The sequence below is a fragment of the Flavobacterium sp. B114r genome, from assembly GCF_056824125.1.
On sequence record NZ_CP124858.1, the window covers coordinates 5,631,036 to 5,650,580 of the forward strand.

Genomic DNA, 19,545 nt, shown 5'->3' on the forward strand with positions numbered 1-19,545 from the left:
TGCTCTCTATTCTCTATCTCCACCAATGATAATAATTATGCAATCCGTCATATTCAAATCCGCAACGTGGGTATAACGTGTTTCCTATATCATTAGTTTTTTCTGTTTCGAGCATCAAACCACATGCATTTGTTTCCTCGCACCATTGTTTACTTCGGTCAATTAAAGCTACCGAAAGTCCTTTGCCTCTATAATCAGGGTGTACAAAAAGATCACTTAACAACCACTGTTTTTTCAACTTTGTATAATGAAATAATTTGTATAGCTGCACAAAGCCAACAGCTTTTTCGTCTACAATTGCTAAAAAAATATCTGATTCATTGTTTAATAATCGTTCTTTAAGAAATGCTTTTCCTTTTTCGACATCAGATTCCTGACGGTAAAAAACACGATAAAGGTTAAAAAGTGCTACTGCTTCGTCAAGGTCTTCAATACTTGCTTTTTTGATTTTGTAATCCATTGTTTTTAAATATTTTGATTAAAAAGCGAAAGTATAGTAAAGGATAAAATCCTTTGTAATCCAGTTTATAGAAAACAAGATCATCCAGCGTTTAGCTCGTTTAAACAAAGCATTTCATTCAATAAAAAGATAAATTACCTTAATAATAATGTTTAAAAAGCAAAAAAATCAATGACAGAAATATTCCGTCATTGATTTATAGTTTCATTTTATAAATCTCTGTTTAATTAACGTTGTCCACCAGAAACTGCAATAGTTTCGCCAGTAATCCAATACGAATCTTCAGAAGCAAGAAATACAGCAACTTTTGCAATATCATCCGGTTTCCCTACTCGGCCTAGCGGTGTTTCTGACACGTGCCATTTTTCTGCATCTCCATTGATAATCCCTGAGCTATGAGAACCTTCGGTTTCGATCAGTCCGGGATTAATCGAATTGACACGTATTTTCTTTGTACCAAGTTCTTTGGCAAGAATACGAGTCATTGCATCAACAGCATATTTAGATTGTGAGTAAACCAATGAGGTTGGCATATCAAGCGTAGATACTATAGAACCTGTATTAATGATAACGCCACCTTTGTCTCCAAATAATTTTACAGCTTGCTGAATCGTAAGTATACTGCCCAATACATTAACGTTGAACATATGGTGAAAAGATTCTTCGGTAATATCATCAATACCCGCAAAACTATAAACACCTGCATTATTGACCAGTACATCCAATTTACCAAATGTTTTCGCAATTTCTTCAAAAATGCGTTTTACATCTTCTGATTTTTCAACATTACCTTGTATTGCAATCGCTTTTCCGCCGTTGGCAGATATTTCCTCAACCACTTTATCTGCATCATTTTTATTACTTGCATAATTTACAACTACAGTTGCACCTTGATTTGCATATGCTTTAGCAATACCGGCACCAATACCTTTTGATGCGCCTGTTATTAATGCTACTTTACCGTTTAATTTCCCTGAATTTTCCATCTTTATTTTATTAATTATAAGTTGTTAATTGATAAAGCAAAGTTGGGTATTAAGTCAGGGTGAAAAGTTGAAGTATCTTAGGAAAAAAGGTTGAACTAGTTCAACCTTTTTTCTTCACTTTCTCATTACGTATTTTAGATAAGAACTCCGTAGTCATATTTAAGTAAGATGCAAGTGCGTATTGTGGCAGTCGCTGCGCGACTTTTGGAAACTTTTCGAGAAACTCATTATAACGCTGTTCTGCATTTTGTGTATGCGTTGCGATGATACGACGTGCAAAAAATGCTGCCGATTTTTCGGCCATTACACGAAAGAATGTTTCAAGGGTATGAGTCGAAGATTTTAGTTTCTCTTCGGCTTCATGATTTATCTGTAGTATCACACTATCTTCTAACGCTACAATAAACATAGTGGCAGGAGTTTGGTAGATGTAGCTATTATAATCCGCAATCCACCAATCTTCAATTGCAAACTGAATGGTATGTTCTGAACCTTTTTCATCAACAACATACGCCCGAAAAGCGCCTTCAAGTACATAAGTTCTCTGCTTGTTTACAAATTCCGGCTGTACAATAAATTGTCTTTTCTTTACTTTTCGTACTTTAAACTCAGACAACAAAGCATCCATTTCGTCTGGTAGCAAGATAACTTTCTTATTAATGTTTTCAATTAATGATGTCAGATCTTCCATGAAATTTTAAATTATTTTTAGAGTAGTTCAGTAGTTGTACAAATTTATTCCAAAAAATGGTAGCAAGACGAGAAATGGTTGGTTTGTTTTGGGCGTTCCCATCGGTCGGGCTATCCGCTAAATTCCCAATTAACAAAAACTACGGCTAAGAAGCCTTGTTTTTCTAAATCGCGAGATACCGCTTCTATCCCTAACGCAAACTTAAGGTAATTAGAAATTTTAGTTTTAAAAATCTTCTATAAGATATATAAAAGCTGATATACGATATGAGATTGCTTCGTTCCTAGCAAGGACAGAAGCAAAGTCATTGGGAACGAAGTAAAGACGCTAGGACTTTTTTCTAGATCTTTAATCGCATAATCTTATAAGATTCAATACTTATTAAAAGCAAATTAATGACAAACAAATAATAGCTAAATTTAATTTGATAAATATCTTCTAAGAATTCACAACAATAAAACATAACTAAATGTACAATTAAAATCAACAGATTTAAAACACTAAGAATTAATATATATTTTGCCTTTCTTTTAAATGCAAAATAAATTAGCAAGACAGTGATAATTAATGTTAGAAAAAATGGCAAATAACCATAATCAATTGAATTTAAAAAATCATTACGATCTAATACTTGAATGAACAGAAATCCCAATTGATATCCATTATTAGTCATGTCTTGTTTTACAATTAAAAACTTATTGACTATTTCTCGTTTCTTATCAGCAAGTTCTTTCGAAGCATAGTGATATTCTTTTACTCTTGAGTAATCAATTCTTTTCTCCATTTATTGAATCTCTTGTTGTTTGTGCAAGGGCCAGCAATGGACTATTTCTTAAGTAGCCATTAGTCATTATACGTTTATCAGAACATGTCTGAAAAAAAGGTAAAACCAATATAACTAAACTCAATATTGTTAGTTTTCTTAAAAGTTTAAAATTCATTTTTAACTAGTTACCTAAAAAATCATCCTTGCCGTGCTGTGGTTTTAACTCACGGAGCATGAAATAAACCTCCTTAGCTTTAGCCAAATACACTTAACATTTTAGCTAAAGCCATCATACTATAATAAAAAAACCGTTGGTTAAAACCAACGGCTATTCATATAATTAATTCGTGAAAATTCATGAAATTCGTGGCTATAAATTAATGTTCCCCATACCCCACATCATCCATCTTCCCACTAAAAACTCTGTACTGAATAATAAAATAAATAATCACGAGAAACAAAGCGATAAAAAACCAGCTCATTCCGGCATTCAAACCATATTCTCCCGCAGCAGTATTATAAATGGTTAATGACGGATTTACATTATTGGTTGAAGGCAAAACATTTGGAAAAATCGAAACGGCTGTTGAAGCGAAACCTCCCACCAGGAACAAAGTCGAGAACAAAAATCCCATTCCGTCTTTTTGCCATGAACGTACTTTAAACAAACCTAAAATTCCAACAAAAGTCATTAGTGGAAAAAACCAAAGAACAGGGTTTTCGACGAAGTTATGAAATGGCTTTGGTTCTATAAAATGCCAAATTTGCAATGAAATACAAACCAGAACCAGCAACACAATATTCAGTTTGAAAACTACATTTTTCAGTCTTGGATTCAGCGCCGAATTTGTTTTATAAATAATCCAGTTTGCACCATGAATCGTTAGGGCAACCACACTCACAATTCCTAAGAAAAGTGTAAACCAATCTATAATTCCCAATTCATTCGCCTGGGGACTAAAAGTAGGGTTCCATAAAGGCAAAAAGAAAAAATGTGCTTCCTGTGTAGAAACTCCATTAGTTACCATTCCTAAATTTACACCACGAACAATATTTCCCAAAGCAATCCCGAAGAATAACGCCAAAAGCAAACTGGCGATCCCAAAAGCTTTATCCCAAATGGCTTCCCACATTGGGTGATGCACTTGTCCGCGCATTTCTAAACCGATCGCACGAAAAATCAACAACCATAAAATCATAATCAGCGGTAAATAAAATCCGCTAAAAGAGGAAGCGTATAAAGTAGGAAAAGCAAAAAACAAAACACCTCCCGCAGCAATTATCCAAACTTCGTTAGCGTCCCAAAACGGACCAATAGCGCTTGTGATTGCTTTTTTATCTTTCTCTTCTTTAGCAAAAAACAAATGAATTATTCCTGCTCCAAAATCATAACCGTCCAGTACAATATAAACGGCCAGAATTCCCATTAAAACAACGTACCAAAAAAATTCCATAATTATATTTTTTCTGAATTAAGGTCAACATTATGAGGTCCTTTATTGATGATTTTTCCAATCAAAAGCAAAAACAACATTCCTAGTAAAAGGTACAATCCTATAAAGCCTAATAAAGTAAACAAGGTATTTCCGGATGAAACAGTTGGCGAAGCTCCCGCAGAAGTTCGCAACAAATTATAAACTAACCAAGGCTGTCTTCCTAATTCTGCCGTATACCAGCCTGTAGTATTAGCAATATACGGAAATGGTATCATAAACATCAGCGACCATAATATCCATTTTGTTTCGAATAGTTTTCCTCGAATAAGCTGAAATAGAGCAAAAGCCATTAAGCCTATAAATATTGTACCAAGTCCTACCATAATATGATACGCATAATACAAACCTGAAATATTGGTGGGATGAAGATCTTCTTCAAATTGGTCTAGACCTTTTATTTCCTCATGCCAGCTTCCGTAAGTCAGGAAACTAAGGATATTAGGAACGGCAATTTTGTTGTCTAGTTTTTTGTCTTTTACATCAGGCTGTCCAATTAAAACAATTTCAGAACCTTTTTTCTCGGTATGAAAAATTCCTTCCATAGCGGCAAAAGTCACCGGTTGGTATTTTACTACGTTTTTAGCCAATAAATCTCCTGTAGGAACTGCAACAATAACACTCGAAATCAATCCGAAGATTACTCCGGTTTTCACGAACAATCTACCAAAAGCAACATTTTTTTTACTTAATACATAAAAAGCACCAATTCCGGCCACAAAAAATGAACTAGTTACCAGAGAAGCTGCCTGATTGTGCAAATACGATGGCCACAACCATGGATTTAGAAATAAGGCTTTGAAATTGGTTAATACAAATCTTCCGTTTTCAAGGATTTCATAACCCACAGGATTTTGCATCCAGGAATGTGTGGCTATAATAAGGTATCCACTCGCCCATGAACCTATGCAAATGAGTAATCCGGTTACAAAATGCCATTTATGTCCAATTATTTTTTCTCCAAACAAAAAGATTCCCAGAAAAGAAGATTCTAAGAAAAACGAGAACATTCCCTCCATGGCTAAAGTCTGACCGATAATTCCTCCGGTTAATTCAGAGAATTTTGCCCAGTTGGTTCCAAACTGAAACTCCATTGGAATTCCGGTTACAACGCCCATTGCAAAATTCAGAGCAAATATTTTCATCCAGAAATGCGTGGCATGATTATAATGTTCTTCTTTGGTTCGTAGGTATTTCCATTTAAAATAAACAATGATCAGCGAAAGCCCCATTGTAAGTTGCGGAAAAAGGTAATGAAAAGTAATTGTGAAAGCGAATTGCATTCGGTCATAAAAAAGCATTTCTTCCATAGTGGTATTGTATTTATGAAGTCTCCTCAAATTTACCCATTAAAACCTGAATTCACTGCCTTGAAAAAAAGTTTTTTCTTTTTTAAACCATATAAGTTATATAAGAAAAATAAGCTTAGCCTTAATTAAAAAAAGTTAAACATAATGCAATAAAAAATTTCATTTTATACATTTAATATAAATATAAAATTCGCAAAACCTAAAATGAACTTGTATCACTTATAGGGCAAATTCAGTCTTTCTTCAAAATTCCTATTTCGACACTTTTATTTATAAAACCTTCAGCGTAAGTCCACAACGTTTTTGAACCTTCTTAAAACATTTAATTTTTAGATCGCATAATATCAGTATGTTAAACCATGTCTGGCAGTTGATTAAGTTTTCCCAACAAAACTAAAAAAGAAATAACTTACAAATGTTTTATTTCTTTTTTACTTTAGCAAATGTTTGAAAAAACAACATAAAAATGAATTCACATAAATAATGGCACACACAATCAGGCAATCAAAAGAAAATTTATTTTCAGAAACTGACGGGAGTAAATTTGACAAAATAAAAGATAAACTTATAAAAAATTTTTCTGTTGATAATAGAGAAGAAGTAATTGACATTTTTATCGAGTATTCAAAAACTGGCAGAATGCAACATTGGAGAAATTTCCTTTTAACAGATATCATTGATCTGGTAAAAGAAAATGAAACATGTTATAGTGATTTCTTTCAATGGACTATTACTAAACCCGAACTAATCTATTGGGGAATCGATGGGCTTTTAAAAACACAAGGACAGAAAGCTTATCATGTTCTGATCCACCTTGTTCAAAATGAGACTTTAGAAGTAGAGGTTCGTGCAAAGGCAATTAAGAGTATTTCTATATATAGTAATAATCGTTTTGACCGGAATTTACCAAAAGATCCCGGTTACTGGAAAATTGAAGAGTTAAGGATTGAAGAGATAATACACTGGCAAAATCAAGGTTATAATAAAGGTGATGGGCATAAAGCCCCAAATACTAATCCGAATTTAAAAAACCCTAAAACAGAACTTGAAAAAGCAGTTGCTAAACTGAACGATTTACTGGAAAAAGAACGAAAAAACAATCAGGATTTATCTAACCCATCAAATTGGCTTTCTATTGCTGATGAAAACAAAATAATAGAAATAGAAAAAAAATGGAGCTTACCTGAAAACTATCTGATATTTCTAAAAAATTTCTCCCCCATTAATGTTTTTATTGATGACGATGAAAAATTTTTTCAGGGCTTATCATTGTATGGAGCAGACGATTTAATTAAGAATCAAAATGGATACTCTTTCAATCCTGTAACAGGAGAAACTCTGCAGCAATGGCCTTCAAATTATATTGTTATTGCAGATGCAGGAGCTGCCCCATATTGCATTAACATCAAGAACATTAAAAATAATGATGCTCCTATTTACACCAGTTTTCATGGCGCAGGCGAATGGGAATTTGAAGAATATGCAAAATCATTTGTTGATTTTTTAAAAGATATTGTTGAATAACTACTTTATGTTTTTCCCCATCATATAAGTTCATTTTAGGTTTAGGTAAAAATTTAGATTATACTTAAATTTACTTATATCACTTATATAGTTAAATTTAATCTTTCTTCAAAATTCCTTTTGCTACACTTTCATTTATTAATCCCTCGGCATAATGCCATAATGTAATTGAACCTTTTTTTATGACGCTCTTTTTTTCGTAGACCTTATTATAAGCCACGTCAAATTCTTTCCAGGTCCCTCCTTCATTAGACGTATTTTGTAATAAAGGTTCTAATCGATCCATAGATTTTGCGAATTTTGCTTCATTGGTTTCTCCAGCCTCAAATTCTTCCCAGATGGCAATGATTTCCTGAGCTTGTTTTTTGGGTAGTAAACCAAAAATTCTATTCGCCGCCAATCGCTCCTCATCGGTATTATCGTGACTTTTTTGTGTATCGTATATAAAAACATCTCCGGCATCTATTTCTACAATATCATGTATTAAAACCATTTTTACGATTTTCAAAACATCAATAGGCTCATTTGAATGTTCTGCTAAAACAATCGCCATCAAAGCCAGATGCCAACTGTGCTCTGCGTCGTTTTCGTTTCGGTCACTATTAAACAGTTTCGTTTTGCGCTGAATATATTTAACCTTATCAATCTCTTTTATAAAAGCAATCTGATTCAATAAATCTTCTGTGTTCATATCAATGATTTTTGTAGAGTTGTAAAATTACGTAGTTTTTTCTTTTTACTATATAAGTTATATAAGCTCATTTTAGCTTTGCACATAATTACAGTCTGCCCTAAATTTATTTCCCAGATTTATATCGTGAAACCGTCAATCTTAAAAGTGCAATTAGTTTTTAGATGCGTCTTTTTAAATTTCCTATAGGCTTTATATGGTAAAACCATCAAACTTTTTTTTATATAAAAATCAAATTTGTGTAACATAAGTTACCTGTTTAAAGTAAAAAGTAGGTTACCTTTGTATTCCCTTATTTGTAGAATACATATCATGAAAATAGAACAAATTTACACCGGATGCCTTGCACAAGGTGCTTATTATATTACTTCAAACGGAGAGGCCGCAATTATTGATCCTTTACGAGAAATTCAACCTTACTTAGATCGTTTAGAACGCGATGCCGTAAAACTCAAATACATTTTTGAAACGCATTTTCACGCTGATTTTGTTTCAGGTCATATCGATTTGAGCAAAGAAACTCAGGCGCCAATTGTTTACGGACCTAATGCGGCTTGTGAATTTGATTGTATTTCTGCCAAAGACGGACAAGAATTCAAAGTGGGAAATATTACGATTAAAGCGTTGCATACTCCGGGTCATACCATGGAAAGCACGACGTATTTGCTGATTGATGAAAACGGAAAAGATCACGCCATTTTCTCTGGAGACACATTATTTATTGGCGATGTTGGTCGTCCGGACTTGGCTCAAAAAGCAGCCGGAATGACGCAAGATCAATTGGCAGGAATTTTATATCATTCGTTAAGAGATAAAATCATGACTCTTGCAGATGATGTTATCGTTTATCCTGCGCATGGTGCAGGAAGCGCTTGCGGGAAAAACATGAGTAAAGAAACCGTTTCGACTATTGGTAATCAAAAAGCAACCAATTATGCTTTGCGTGCGAACATGACGGAAGCTGAATTCATCAGCGAAGTTACTGAAGGATTATTACCTCCTCCAGCTTATTTTAGTATGAATGTGGCAATGAATAAAGGCGGTTACGAAAGTTTTGAATCGGTTTTGCATAACGGAATGAAAGCGATTGATGTAAAAGATTTTGAGGCTGTTGCCGAAGAAACGGGAGCATTGATTCTGGACACCAGAAAAAGTGCCGATTTCTATAAAGGATTTATTCCGCAATCTATCAACATTGGGATCAATGGTGATTTTGCACCGTGGGTAGGAACTTTGGTTGCCGATGTAAAACAGCCTATAATATTAGTTACAGAAGCTGGTCTTGAAGAAGAAACAGTAACACGTTTAAGCCGTGTTGGTTTTGATTCGATTATTGGACATCTTGACGGTGGTTTTGAAGCTTGGGAAAAAGCTGGTCTTGAAACTGATAAAGTTAACCGAATTTCAGCAGAACAATTTGCCAGTCAATTTAAAATTGAAGAAGATAAAGTAATCGACATTCGTAAAGAAACCGAATATAGCGCAGAACATATTGACGATGCTTACAATAAACCGCTTGCTTTTATTAATGACTGGGTAAAAGACATTGACCCAAATGAACATTTTTATTTGCATTGCGCCGGCGGATATCGAAGTATGATAGCAGCTTCTATATTACAAGCCCGCGGTTTTAGAAATTTTACCGAAATCGAAGGTGGTTTTGGAGCAATCGCAAAAACCAATATTCCAAAATCAGATTTCGTTTGCCAGAGCAAGGTTTTGAAAGCATAACTTTTATTTTACCATTAAGATATTAAGAGAATTAAGTTGCTGGCTTTTAAAAATGAAGTTTAAAGCATAAATTGAACGTAAAATTTAACCATTAAGACATTAAGTTTATCAGGCAAATTATTCTTAATCTTTCTTTATCAAGACTCATTAAGTTGCTACATCTTAATCTCCTTAATATCTTAATGGTAAAAAAATTAAAAATCTAATTTTAAAATAAATTATGACTCTATTAGAAATTTTAAAAGAACCTTGGCCTTGGTACGTTTCAGGTCCGTTAATTGGGTTAACAGTTCCTATTTTATTGATTATCGGGAATAAATCTTTCGGGATTAGTTCTTCGCTTCGTCATATTTGCGCAGCTTGTATTCCGGCAAATATTTCATTCTTTAAATACGACTGGAAAAAAGAAAGCTGGAATCTATTCTTCGTTTTCGGAATTTTCCTTGGCGGAGTTATCGCGTCGCATTTTTTAGCCAATCCAAATCCGGTTGAAATTACACCACAGCTTTCTGAGCAATTAGCGACATACGGAATCACCGATCATTCAGGATTATTGCCAGCACAGCTTTTTTCATGGGAAAGTTTATTCACGCTTCGTGGATTTATCATGATCGTCGTTGGAGGATTCTTGGTTGGTTTTGGTACGCGTTATGCAGGCGGCTGTACCAGCGGTCATGCGATTATGGGAATTTCAAATTTGCAATGGCCTTCATTAGTAGCAACAATTTGCTTTATGATTGGCGGTTTTATTATGTCTCTTTTGATTTTACCTTATATTCTTTCACTTTAAAATTTCAAAAATGAATAATTTAGAAAACAAAAACACAGACACTGAAGGAACCAACGGAAGTCAATTCAAAGATTCGGGATTCTCGAACCTAAAATATATGTTGGTCGGAATTCTTTTTGGAATTGTATTCGTAAAAGCCGAAATCATCAGCTGGTATCGCATTCAGGAAATGTTTCACTTGCAATCCTTTTTTATGTATGGCGTAATTGGCAGTGCCGTTGTGGTTGGACTTATATCTGTTCAGATCATTAAAAGATTTAATATCAAAACCCTTCAGGGAGAAAAAATAGAAATTCAGCCTAAAACCTTTAATAAAGGACAAATTTACGGCGGACTTTTATTTGGTTTTGGATGGGCAATTACCGGAGCTTGTCCCGGACCACTTTTTGCGCAAATTGGAACTGGAGTTACTGTAATTGTTGTGACTTTAATAAGTGCCATTTTAGGAACGTGGGTTTACGGTTTCTTTAAGGACAAACTTCCTCATTAAATATATTTTTTAATATAAATCAAACCCGACAAGTTTAAAAACTAGTCGGGTTTTGTTTTTTCCTTATGTTTGTTATTAGAAATAAACGCCTTCAAAAAGAAATCTAAGAATTACAATATGAAACGTTCAGAACAGTTATCGACTTTAAAAAACACTAAAAAGTGGGATGTTATTGTAATAGGCGGCGGAGCAAGCGGACTAGGAACTGCTCTTGATGCCGCGAGCAGGGGATACAAAACTATTCTGGTCGAAGCAGTAGATTTCGCAAAAGGAACTTCTAGCAGAAGTACAAAATTAGTTCATGGCGGCGTACGCTATTTAGAACAAGGCGATTTGCACTTGGTACGGGAAGCACTAAAAGAGCGGGGCTTAATGGCTCAGAATGCAGGTCATTTAGTCAAAAATCAATCTTTTGTGATTCCGAATTATAATTGGTGGGGCGGTTCTTTTTATACTATCGGATTAAAATTTTACGACTTACTGGCGGGCAGTTTAAGTTTAGGAAGTTCAAAATATATTTCGAAGAAAAAAACAATAGAAATGTTGCCTAACGTAGAAGAAGACGGTTTAAGAAGTGGTGTTATTTATCACGATGGGCAATTTGATGATTCGCGTCTGGCTATTAACCTTGCGCAAACAGCTGTCGAAAAAGGTGCTTGCCTTTTAAACTATACAAAAGTTGTCGCTTTATTAAAAGACGATAAAAACCAGATAACTGGTGTTCGGGTTTCAGATCAGGAAACGGGAGACAAATATGATCTAAAAGGATCTGCGATAATCAATGCAACTGGCGTTTTTACAAATGCCATAATGAAATTAAACGATACGGTTTATAAAAAATATATCGTACCGAGTCAGGGAATTCATCTTGTTTTTGATAAATCATTTTTACCGGGTGATCATGCCTTGATGATTCCAAAAACAAGTGACGGACGTGTATTGTTTGCGGTACCGTGGCATAATCGAATCGTTGTTGGGACAACTGATACTCTCATCAAAAAACAAAGTTTAGAACCTATTGCTTTAGAAAGCGAAATTGAATTTGTACTTAAAACAGCACAACGTTTTTTGGCAAAAAAGCCTAGCAGAGGTGATGTTTTATCTGTGTTTGCAGGTTTGCGCCCTTTGGCGGCTCCAAAAGAAGAAGGAAAAAGTACTAAAGAGGTTTCCAGAAGTCATAAAATCATTGTTTCAGAAACCGGACTAATTACGATTACGGGAGGAAAATGGACTACTTACAGAAAAATCGCCGAAGACATTATAAATAAAGCCATTAGTACAGGTAAACTAATTAAAAAACAATGTGTTACGCAACATCTTGCTATTCATGGAAACAAAGTCACTACAACTTTAGACAGAGAAAATCATTTGTATATCTATGGTTCTGATATTGCTAAAATAATCGAATTGCAACTGAACAATCCTGAACTAAACGAAAAATTACATCCCGATCATGAGTTTACCATGGCAGAAGTTGTATTGGCGATTCGATATGAAATGGCCAGAACGGTAGACGATATTCTGGCAAGACGTGTTCGGTTACTGTTTTTAGACGCCAGAGCTGCAATTCAATCTTCAGAAAAAGTGGCGAAACTAATTGCAAAAGAACTTGGACACGATGATACCTGGATAAAAAAAGAGGTTTTAAACTTTAAAGAGATCTCAAAAGGATTTCTTTTATCTGAATTTCAATAAAGTTTATTTTTAATAATTATCGAACCCGACAGGTTTAAAAATCGGTCAGGTTTCTGCTTTTTTTTATTGCGTGAGGGATAAAAGCTTGCTACCGAAGTAGCGCGCAGAGCCCGACAGCATTTAAGAAAGAGTAAAAAAAGTAACCCCTTCAGAATTACTTTCTAAAATGGATTAGTTTAAACAATCGTTAAATATCATGATAGCAATGTTTTAATTTAAAAAAATACATTATTTTTATACTAATTATATAGGGTTTATATATCTTCAATTTAGCTCTAACTCAATTAACAAAAAATTAACACAACATTTGTATATACAACTATTAAAAGATATACATTTGTATATACAAATTAGACACTTACGACTATGACAATTGAAGAGGTTATAAAAAGTACAGTTAAGATGGATAATGCGAAAAAAGTTATTCTGAATATCATGTACACGCAAAACGTGATTCTGGATCATTTCAACGAGTTGATAAAACCGTATGATTTATCCGGAGAACAATATAATGTGTTACGTATATTAAGAGGACAAAAAGGAAATCCTGCTAATATGTGTGTAATACAGGAACGAATGCTGGCGAAAACGAGTAATACAACCCGATTAGTAGATAAACTGCTCTTGAAGGATTTTGTTACCAGAAATGTTTGCCCCGGCAATAGACGTAAAATTGAAGTTTTGATCACCCAAAAGGGATTAGATGTTTTGAAAGAATTAGACCCGAAGGTGGATGAACATGAACGTGCATTTGCTGAGAATATAAGTCCTGAAGAATTAGAATTATTAAATAAATTATTAGAAAAATACAGAACCCAACAAAATTAATATTATGAGCACATTATTAGACAATCTAAATTGGAGATATGCGACCAAAAAATTTGACGCAACAAAAAAAATATCTTCAGCAGATTTAAATACTTTAAAAGAAGCGGTTAGATTAAGTGCTTCTTCATACGGATTACAGCCTTATAAAGTTATTATCGTAGAAAATCCGGAAATTAGAGAAAAGCTAAAAGCAGCTGCTTACGGGCAAACTCAAATTACAGATTCGTCTCAATTGTTTATTTTTGCAAATGACTTAAACGCAGGAGCAGAATCTGTAGATGCATACATCAAAAACATTAGCGAAACAAGAGGTGTTCCTGCTGATGCTTTGGCTGGATTTGCAGATATGATGAAAGGTACAATTGCTAATTTATCGCAAGAGGCTAAAAACATCTGGACAGCAAAACAAACTTATATCGCTTTAGGAACTTTATTAAGCGCTGCATCTGAATTAAAAATCGATGCAACACCAATGGAAGGATTTAATGCTGCAGCATTCAATGAAATCTTAGGCTTAGACAAACTAGGTCTAAACGCGTCAGTAATTGCTACTGTAGGTTACAGACATGGTGAAGATGATACGCAACACTACAAAAAAGTTAGAAAATCAAACGAGGAATTATTTATCACTATATAATTATTATTAATCCACAATCAATTTAAACAACATGAAAAATTTAAAAACAATTGCAATAGCATTATTCGTAGCAGCGGCTAGTATTTCAGTAAATGCTCAAACTAAAAAAATCGACGTTAAAGCAAGTACTATCAAATGGGTAGGAAAAAAAGTAACTGGAGAACACTCTGGAACTGTAAATTTTAAAGACGGTGCTGTAGTTTTTAAAGGAAAAAAATTAACTGGTGGTAGCTTTACTGTTGACATGACTTCATTGACTTCTACAGATTTAACTGGAGAATACCAAGGGAAATTGAATGGTCACCTGAAAGCTGACGATTTCTTTGGAACTGATAAATTCCCAACTGCAAAATTAGTTTTCAAAACTATCAGTACTAAATCTACTGACGTTTATGCTGTAACTGCTGATTTAACTATTAAAGGAATTACTAAACCTGTAACTTTTGATATCACTGTAGCTGGAAATACTGCTACAACAGCTTTCAAAGTTGACAGAACTAAATACGATATCAAATACAACTCTGGTAACTTCTTCGAAAACTTAGGAGACAAAACTATCAATGATGATTTCGAATTAACTGTTGCTTTAAAATTCTAATATTTTAAATTCGCATACAATTCTTATTATTATAAAAAAAACCCCATTGGTTCTAAAACTATTGGGGTTTCTTTTTACACTAATTTCAAAAAGATAACATTCTTAATAGTAGCGTAACGCTTTCGTAATAGCATATAAGACTTTGATTAACATTCGCCTTCTAATTTTGGACTCATTAAAAAACAAAACTAGAAATCAACATCATAGTTATGAAAACAAAAGTACGTATTGCAATTATTATGCTTCTAAGCACTTTTTTTATACAAGCACAACAACAAGTTAAAGGGATTATTGGCAACACTAACTGGATGAGCAACTGGACGAATTTTAAACCTGCCAATACTGAATATAATGAGGCGACAAATATTATTGCCGGAACTATTGACAAAGACACTAAACTATTAAAACGAAATACGTATCAATTAGTTGGGGTTGTTTATGTAACCAAAAATGCAGTTTTGACTATAGAACCCGGAACGGTTATTCGTGGAGATGATAAAACTTGTGGAACTCTCGTTATTACCAATGGTTCGAAAATTATTGCCGAAGGTCTTGAAACTGATCCTATTGTTTTTACATCAAATAAAGAAATTACAGAAAGAAAACCCGGCGACTGGGGCGGAATTATCATTTTAGGGAAAGCTCCTATAAATACCATTGGAGGCATACACACTTTACCTTTTGATCTTGAACCTATGCTAAATCATTACGGTGGTCAGGATACCGAAGACAATTCAGGTATCTTAAAATATGTTCGAATAGAATATTCCGGACGAAAGCTTAGCGCCGCCAAAGAACTTAACGGACTTTCGCTAGCGGGTGTTGGAAGAAAAACAATTTTGAGTAATATTCAGATTAGTTATTCTAATGATGATTCTTTTGAATGTTATGGTGGCGATTTAAACATGACTAACCTCGTTTCATACAGAACTACAGACGATGATTTTGATTTTACACAAGGTGCCCAAATTAATATAAGCAATAGTATTGCTATTCGCCACCCATTTTCATCAGATGTTTCAGGGTCCAGATGTTTTGAAGTAGACTCCTATGATAAAATTGGAAACACGGATATGTCTAAAAAACTGACTAAGATAAATGCCAATAACATTACATTAGTTAATCTGGAAGAGAACAATCAAGGTCTTGTAAGAGAATCTGTTTACGTAAGAGAAAATACTTTTTTTAATCTAACAAATAGTATTATTTCAGGCTTTAGTCCTTTTGTTTTACTAGAAGGAAATATTGGAAATGGAGATGTAAACTTATCTAAAATCACATTCAAAAATCTAATCGTTAACAGCTGCAATGGCGGAATTACGAGTGAAGCAGGTGGTGCAAATCAGGCTATTCAGCAATTTTACAGTAATCCTGATTTTCAAATTGGTTTTACAAAAGTTAAAAACAGTGAACTGTTTACAACGCCTAATATCAAAGGAAATCCAGATTTTAGAGTGAACCAAAACAATACAATTGCAATTGGAAATTAGACAATTAAACCTATCCAAGGAATTGAAATTTAACAAATTTTAAAAATTAGAAAAGTTTTTTTTGAAATTTTATGTATTCTAATCCAAATTACATTTATATCTTTGTCCCATCAAAATAAAATATGAAAACAATAATAAACAATACTTGGTGGTGGAAGAATTTACGTCAAACGTCGTGAACAAAGCTTCCTATGGTACTGTAAAACTATAAATATAAAAGGCTTGTCATCACGACAAGCCTTTTTTTTTGGTCAAAACTTAAAATAAATTAAAAACTAAAAACAACATACTTTGAAACCTTTTATACTCAACACACATTACAAACAAATTCTGGCAGATACAATTACGCCAGTAAGTATTTATTTTAAAATCAGAGATAAATTTCCTAATAGTCTATTGCTTGAAAGTAGTGATTATCACGGAAATGATAATAGTTTCTCTTACATCTGCTGCAACCCGATTGCGACAATTAAAATAGAAAACGAAATCATCTCAAAGACTTTTCCTGACGGAACAGCGGAGCAAATTAATATTGATGCTTCGACTAATATTCCGGAAGTAATTCAGGAATTTTCAGGTCAGTTTAAATCAGAAAAAAATGATTTTAAATTCATTAATAACGGTTTATTTGGATACATTTCTTATGATGCTGTTCGCTATTTCGAGAAAGTTTCGATTGCAAAAAAAGATACCGCTACTTTAATTCCTGATGTATTTTATGCAGTTTATCAAAACATTATCGCCATCAACCACTTTAAAAACGAAGCTTATATTTTTTGTCATAGCGTAGACCGAAGAAACAATATTTCTGAAATTGAACAATTGCTGCAATCCAGAAATATTGCATCTTATAAATTCACAAAAGAAGGCGAAGGTTTCTCTAACTTAACCGATGACGAATTCAAACACAATGTGGCTTTAGCCAAAAAGCACTGTTTCCGCGGTGACGTTTTTCAATTGGTTTTATCTCGTCGTTTTACACAAGGTTTCAAAGGTGACGAATTTAATGTTTATCGTGCTTTAAGAAGCATTAACCCATCTCCATATTTGTTCTTTTTTGATTATGGAGATTTCAAAATATTTGGATCTTCGCCTGAAGCACAAATTATCGTAAAAGACAGAAAAGCGGAGATTCACCCAATTGCCGGAACTTTCAAAAGAACAGGAAATGACGAACGTGATGCGGTTTTAGCCAAACAACTTTCTGAGGATAAAAAAGAAAATAGCGAGCACGTAATGTTAGTCGATTTGGCGAGAAATGATTTAAGCAGAAACGGACACGATGTAAACGTAGAAAAATACAGAGAAGTTCAGTTTTTCTCGCACGTGATTCACCTGGTTTCTAAAGTAACAGGACATTTACATGAAAAAGCTACGACTATGCAAGTTGTTGCAGATACTTTTCCGGCAGGAACTTTGAGCGGCGCACCAAAACACAGAGCCATGCAATTGATTGAAGACTATGAAAAAACAAATCGTAATTTTTATGGAGGCGCAATTGGTTTCATGGATTTTGAAGGCAACTTTAATCACGCGATCATGATCAGAACTTTCCTGAGTAAAAATCACCAATTACATTGTCAGGCCGGAGCAGGAATTGTTGCCAGCTCAGACGAAGAAAGTGAAATGCAGGAAGTGTATAATAAACTAAGAGCTTTGAATACAGCACTGGAAATGGCGGAGAAAATTTAGTTTCAAGTTTTTTTAGTTCCATGTTTCAAGTTGTTGGAACGTCAGACTTGAAACAAATAACACCTAAACCTAAAACCTATGAAAAATATTATTGCTTTTTTGATTGTTGTTGTATCATTCATTTCTTGTGAAACTAAGAAAGATTCAAAGGCACTTCCTTTAAATGGAACCTGGCGATTGATATCAGCAGAAACCACTGAGAAAGATTCGACATTCTCGACTTTCAATCCAAAAACAAAAATGATTAAAATTATAAATGATACGCATTTTGCTTTTTTCAATCATGATCTGAATAACGGAAAAGATAGTTCAGCAGTATTCTTTGGCGGAGGCGGAAAATACACTTTAAAGGATAGTATTTATACTGAAAATTTAGAGTTCTTCAATAACAGACAATGGGAAAATGGAAAATTTGAGTTTACAGTAAAAATTAAAAATGACACCTTAACTCAAAAAGGAATCGAAAAAGTAGAAAAATTAGGAATAGACCGTATTATCACTGAAAAATACGTTCGAGAAAAGTAAAAAAATAATCAGTTTTCAGTCGCAGTTTTCTGTCACAGAACTTGAAACTTGAAACAAAGAAAACCTGAAACAAAGAAAACCTGAAACAAAAATAAAAATGAAAAAAATATTAGTTATAGACAATTACGATAGTTTCACTTATAATTTAGTACACTATTTAGAGGATTTAAATTGTGAAGTTACCGTATATAGAAATGATGAATTTGATATTGATGAAATTGCATCTTTCGATAAAATATTACTTTCTCCAGGTCCTGGAATTCCGGATGAAGCAGGTTTATTAAAAGCGGTAATTGCAAAATATTCTCCGACAAAAAGCATTCTTGGAGTTTGTTTAGGACAGCAGGCAATTGGAGAAGTTTTTGGCGGAACTCTTTCTAATCTTGATAAAGTGTATCATGGTGTAGCCACGAATGTAAAAACAGTAGTTTCAGACGAAATTTTATTTGAAGGTTTAGGAAACGAATTCGAAGTAGGAAGATATCATTCGTGGGTTGTTGATAGCAATTTGCCAGATGTTCTTGAAGCAACTTCAATCGATGAAAACGGACAAATTATGTCATTGAGACACAAAACATTTGATGTAAGAGGCGTTCAGTTTCACCCTGAAAGTGTTTTGACTCCAAATGGAAAAAGGATTCTTGAAAACTGGATAAAAAGCTAGTTTTCAGTTTACAGTCTCAGTCTCAGAAAAAAACCTTAGCAACTCAGAATCTTAGCAACTTAGAACCTTAAAAAATGATTACTATTTCAGAAACTAAAGAAATCAATATTGAAGATGTTTTGATTTTATACAAAGCAAATGAATGGAGTTCAGCAAGTAAACCAAACGAATTGTATAATGGTCTTTTAAACTCTGAAACCTTAATTACAGCTTGGGAAGAAAAAAAACTAGTTGGACTTGGGAATGCAATTTCTGACGGATTTTTAACTGTTTATTATCCGCATTTATTAGTACTTCCGGAATATCAGGGAAAAGGAATTGGAAAATTGATTGTAGATAAAATGCAGGAGAAATACAGTCACTTTCACATGCAAATGCTTACAGCAGACGGACGTTCAGTTGATTTCTATAAAAAGAACGGATTTGAACGTGCGGGAAAAACAGAACCCATGTGGATTTATCAGGGGAATGAACATTAAAATAG

General features: G+C 33.8%; 20 protein-coding genes. 13 read left to right on the forward strand and 7 right to left on the reverse strand.

What is annotated here, in order from left to right; translation table 11 throughout:
- Window positions 1-13: 13 nt before the first annotated feature.
- From QLQ94_RS23375 to QLQ94_RS23400, 6 genes are all read right to left on the reverse strand, one after another.
- Window positions 14-460, reverse strand: coding sequence for a GNAT family N-acetyltransferase (locus tag QLQ94_RS23375; protein WP_271334297.1), 447 nt, complete (start codon window positions 458-460; stop codon window positions 14-16).
- Window positions 461-687: 227 nt separating this feature from the next.
- Window positions 688-1,446, reverse strand: a complete 759-nt coding sequence (locus QLQ94_RS23380) for an SDR family NAD(P)-dependent oxidoreductase (protein ID WP_271334298.1) — start codon at window positions 1,444-1,446, stop codon at window positions 688-690.
- A gap of 100 nt (window positions 1,447-1,546) precedes the next feature.
- Complete coding sequence (locus QLQ94_RS23385; RefSeq protein ID WP_271334299.1) at window positions 1,547-2,137, reverse strand: Crp/Fnr family transcriptional regulator; 591 nt, start codon at window positions 2,135-2,137, stop codon at window positions 1,547-1,549.
- 340 nt (window positions 2,138-2,477) lie between these two features.
- Window positions 2,478-2,921 (reverse strand): hypothetical protein, encoded by a 444-nt coding sequence (locus QLQ94_RS23390; protein ID WP_271334300.1) that lies wholly within the window; start codon window positions 2,919-2,921, stop codon window positions 2,478-2,480.
- Window positions 2,922-3,280: 359 nt separating this feature from the next.
- Window positions 3,281-4,357, reverse strand: coding sequence for a cytochrome d ubiquinol oxidase subunit II (gene cydB / locus QLQ94_RS23395; protein WP_271334301.1), 1,077 nt, complete (start codon window positions 4,355-4,357; stop codon window positions 3,281-3,283).
- Window positions 4,358-4,359: 2 nt separating this feature from the next.
- The gene (locus QLQ94_RS23400; RefSeq protein ID WP_427401699.1) at window positions 4,360-5,706 is read right to left on the reverse strand and encodes a cytochrome ubiquinol oxidase subunit I; all 1,347 of its coding nucleotides are present in this window, start codon (window positions 5,704-5,706) and stop codon (window positions 4,360-4,362) included.
- 483 nt (window positions 5,707-6,189) lie between these two features.
- Between QLQ94_RS23400 and QLQ94_RS23405 the strand changes: the two genes are divergently transcribed.
- Window positions 6,190-7,230 carry an SMI1/KNR4 family protein gene (locus QLQ94_RS23405; protein WP_271334303.1) on the forward strand — a complete coding sequence of 347 codons (1,041 nt, stop codon included), beginning with the start codon at window positions 6,190-6,192 and terminating at the stop codon, window positions 7,228-7,230.
- Window positions 7,231-7,327: 97 nt separating this feature from the next.
- Here the strand turns inward: QLQ94_RS23405 and QLQ94_RS23410 are convergent, their stop codons facing one another.
- Window positions 7,328-7,921: an HD domain-containing protein gene (locus QLQ94_RS23410; protein WP_271334304.1), complete on the reverse strand. Its 594-nt coding sequence runs from the start codon at window positions 7,919-7,921 to the stop codon at window positions 7,328-7,330.
- 312 nt (window positions 7,922-8,233) lie between these two features.
- Between QLQ94_RS23410 and QLQ94_RS23415 the strand changes: the two genes are divergently transcribed.
- The 12 genes from QLQ94_RS23415 to QLQ94_RS23470 all read left to right on the forward strand — a co-directional run bounded on the left by QLQ94_RS23415 (window position 8,234) and on the right by QLQ94_RS23470 (window position 19,540).
- Window positions 8,234-9,652 carry an MBL fold metallo-hydrolase gene (locus tag QLQ94_RS23415; protein WP_271334305.1) on the forward strand — a complete coding sequence of 473 codons (1,419 nt, stop codon included), beginning with the start codon at window positions 8,234-8,236 and terminating at the stop codon, window positions 9,650-9,652.
- A gap of 220 nt (window positions 9,653-9,872) precedes the next feature.
- The gene (locus QLQ94_RS23420; RefSeq protein WP_427401698.1) at window positions 9,873-10,442 is read left to right on the forward strand and encodes a YeeE/YedE family protein; all 570 of its coding nucleotides are present in this window, start codon (window positions 9,873-9,875) and stop codon (window positions 10,440-10,442) included.
- A gap of 10 nt (window positions 10,443-10,452) precedes the next feature.
- Window positions 10,453-10,932: a DUF6691 family protein gene (locus QLQ94_RS23425; protein WP_271334307.1), complete on the forward strand. Its 480-nt coding sequence runs from the start codon at window positions 10,453-10,455 to the stop codon at window positions 10,930-10,932.
- 117 nt (window positions 10,933-11,049) lie between these two features.
- Window positions 11,050-12,627, forward strand: a complete 1,578-nt coding sequence (locus QLQ94_RS23430) for a glycerol-3-phosphate dehydrogenase/oxidase (protein WP_271334308.1) — start codon at window positions 11,050-11,052, stop codon at window positions 12,625-12,627.
- A 366-nt stretch (window positions 12,628-12,993) separates the two neighbouring features.
- Window positions 12,994-13,455, forward strand: coding sequence for a MarR family winged helix-turn-helix transcriptional regulator (locus tag QLQ94_RS23435; protein WP_271334309.1), 462 nt, complete (start codon window positions 12,994-12,996; stop codon window positions 13,453-13,455).
- A gap of 4 nt (window positions 13,456-13,459) precedes the next feature.
- The gene (locus QLQ94_RS23440; RefSeq protein WP_271334310.1) at window positions 13,460-14,092 is read left to right on the forward strand and encodes an NAD(P)H-dependent oxidoreductase; all 633 of its coding nucleotides are present in this window, start codon (window positions 13,460-13,462) and stop codon (window positions 14,090-14,092) included.
- 31 nt (window positions 14,093-14,123) lie between these two features.
- The gene (locus tag QLQ94_RS23445; RefSeq protein ID WP_271334311.1) at window positions 14,124-14,690 is read left to right on the forward strand and encodes a YceI family protein; all 567 of its coding nucleotides are present in this window, start codon (window positions 14,124-14,126) and stop codon (window positions 14,688-14,690) included.
- 209 nt (window positions 14,691-14,899) lie between these two features.
- The gene (locus QLQ94_RS23450; RefSeq protein ID WP_271334312.1) at window positions 14,900-16,180 is read left to right on the forward strand and encodes a hypothetical protein; all 1,281 of its coding nucleotides are present in this window, start codon (window positions 14,900-14,902) and stop codon (window positions 16,178-16,180) included.
- 291 nt (window positions 16,181-16,471) lie between these two features.
- Window positions 16,472-17,872 (forward strand): anthranilate synthase component I family protein, encoded by a 1,401-nt coding sequence (locus tag QLQ94_RS23455; RefSeq protein ID WP_271334313.1) that lies wholly within the window; start codon window positions 16,472-16,474, stop codon window positions 17,870-17,872.
- A 78-nt stretch (window positions 17,873-17,950) separates the two neighbouring features.
- Window positions 17,951-18,397 carry a hypothetical protein gene (locus QLQ94_RS23460; RefSeq protein ID WP_271334314.1) on the forward strand — a complete coding sequence of 149 codons (447 nt, stop codon included), beginning with the start codon at window positions 17,951-17,953 and terminating at the stop codon, window positions 18,395-18,397.
- 97 nt (window positions 18,398-18,494) lie between these two features.
- Window positions 18,495-19,061 (forward strand): anthranilate synthase component II, encoded by a 567-nt coding sequence (locus QLQ94_RS23465; RefSeq protein WP_271334315.1) that lies wholly within the window; start codon window positions 18,495-18,497, stop codon window positions 19,059-19,061.
- A 74-nt stretch (window positions 19,062-19,135) separates the two neighbouring features.
- The gene (locus QLQ94_RS23470) at window positions 19,136-19,540 is read left to right on the forward strand and encodes a GNAT family N-acetyltransferase (RefSeq protein WP_271334316.1); all 405 of its coding nucleotides are present in this window, start codon (window positions 19,136-19,138) and stop codon (window positions 19,538-19,540) included.
- Window positions 19,541-19,545 lie beyond the last annotated feature (5 nt).

Coding starts and splice junctions, on each gene's coding strand:
- QLQ94_RS23440 (WP_271334310.1), top strand. CDS start 13,460: ATGAGCACATTATTAGACAATCTAAATTGGAGATATGCGACCAAAAAA.
- QLQ94_RS23380 (WP_271334298.1), bottom strand. CDS start 1,446: ATGGAAAATTCAGGGAAATTAAACGGTAAAGTAGCATTAATAACAGGC.
- QLQ94_RS23420 (WP_427401698.1), top strand. CDS start 9,873: ATGACTCTATTAGAAATTTTAAAAGAACCTTGGCCTTGGTACGTTTCA.
- QLQ94_RS23425 (WP_271334307.1), top strand. CDS start 10,453: ATGAATAATTTAGAAAACAAAAACACAGACACTGAAGGAACCAACGGA.
- QLQ94_RS23460 (WP_271334314.1), top strand. CDS start 17,951: ATGAAAAATATTATTGCTTTTTTGATTGTTGTTGTATCATTCATTTCT.
- QLQ94_RS23415 (WP_271334305.1), top strand. CDS start 8,234: ATGAAAATAGAACAAATTTACACCGGATGCCTTGCACAAGGTGCTTAT.
- QLQ94_RS23465 (WP_271334315.1), top strand. CDS start 18,495: ATGAAAAAAATATTAGTTATAGACAATTACGATAGTTTCACTTATAAT.
- QLQ94_RS23435 (WP_271334309.1), top strand. CDS start 12,994: ATGACAATTGAAGAGGTTATAAAAAGTACAGTTAAGATGGATAATGCG.
- QLQ94_RS23410 (WP_271334304.1), bottom strand. CDS start 7,921: ATGAACACAGAAGATTTATTGAATCAGATTGCTTTTATAAAAGAGATT.
- QLQ94_RS23375 (WP_271334297.1), bottom strand. CDS start 460: ATGGATTACAAAATCAAAAAAGCAAGTATTGAAGACCTTGACGAAGCA.
- cydB (WP_271334301.1), bottom strand. CDS start 4,357: ATGGAATTTTTTTGGTACGTTGTTTTAATGGGAATTCTGGCCGTTTAT.
- QLQ94_RS23385 (WP_271334299.1), bottom strand. CDS start 2,137: ATGGAAGATCTGACATCATTAATTGAAAACATTAATAAGAAAGTTATC.
- QLQ94_RS23450 (WP_271334312.1), top strand. CDS start 14,900: ATGAAAACAAAAGTACGTATTGCAATTATTATGCTTCTAAGCACTTTT.
- QLQ94_RS23405 (WP_271334303.1), top strand. CDS start 6,190: ATGGCACACACAATCAGGCAATCAAAAGAAAATTTATTTTCAGAAACT.
- QLQ94_RS23445 (WP_271334311.1), top strand. CDS start 14,124: ATGAAAAATTTAAAAACAATTGCAATAGCATTATTCGTAGCAGCGGCT.
- QLQ94_RS23430 (WP_271334308.1), top strand. CDS start 11,050: ATGAAACGTTCAGAACAGTTATCGACTTTAAAAAACACTAAAAAGTGG.
- QLQ94_RS23390 (WP_271334300.1), bottom strand. CDS start 2,921: ATGGAGAAAAGAATTGATTACTCAAGAGTAAAAGAATATCACTATGCT.
- QLQ94_RS23400 (WP_427401699.1), bottom strand. CDS start 5,706: ATGGAAGAAATGCTTTTTTATGACCGAATGCAATTCGCTTTCACAATT.
- QLQ94_RS23470 (WP_271334316.1), top strand. CDS start 19,136: ATGATTACTATTTCAGAAACTAAAGAAATCAATATTGAAGATGTTTTG.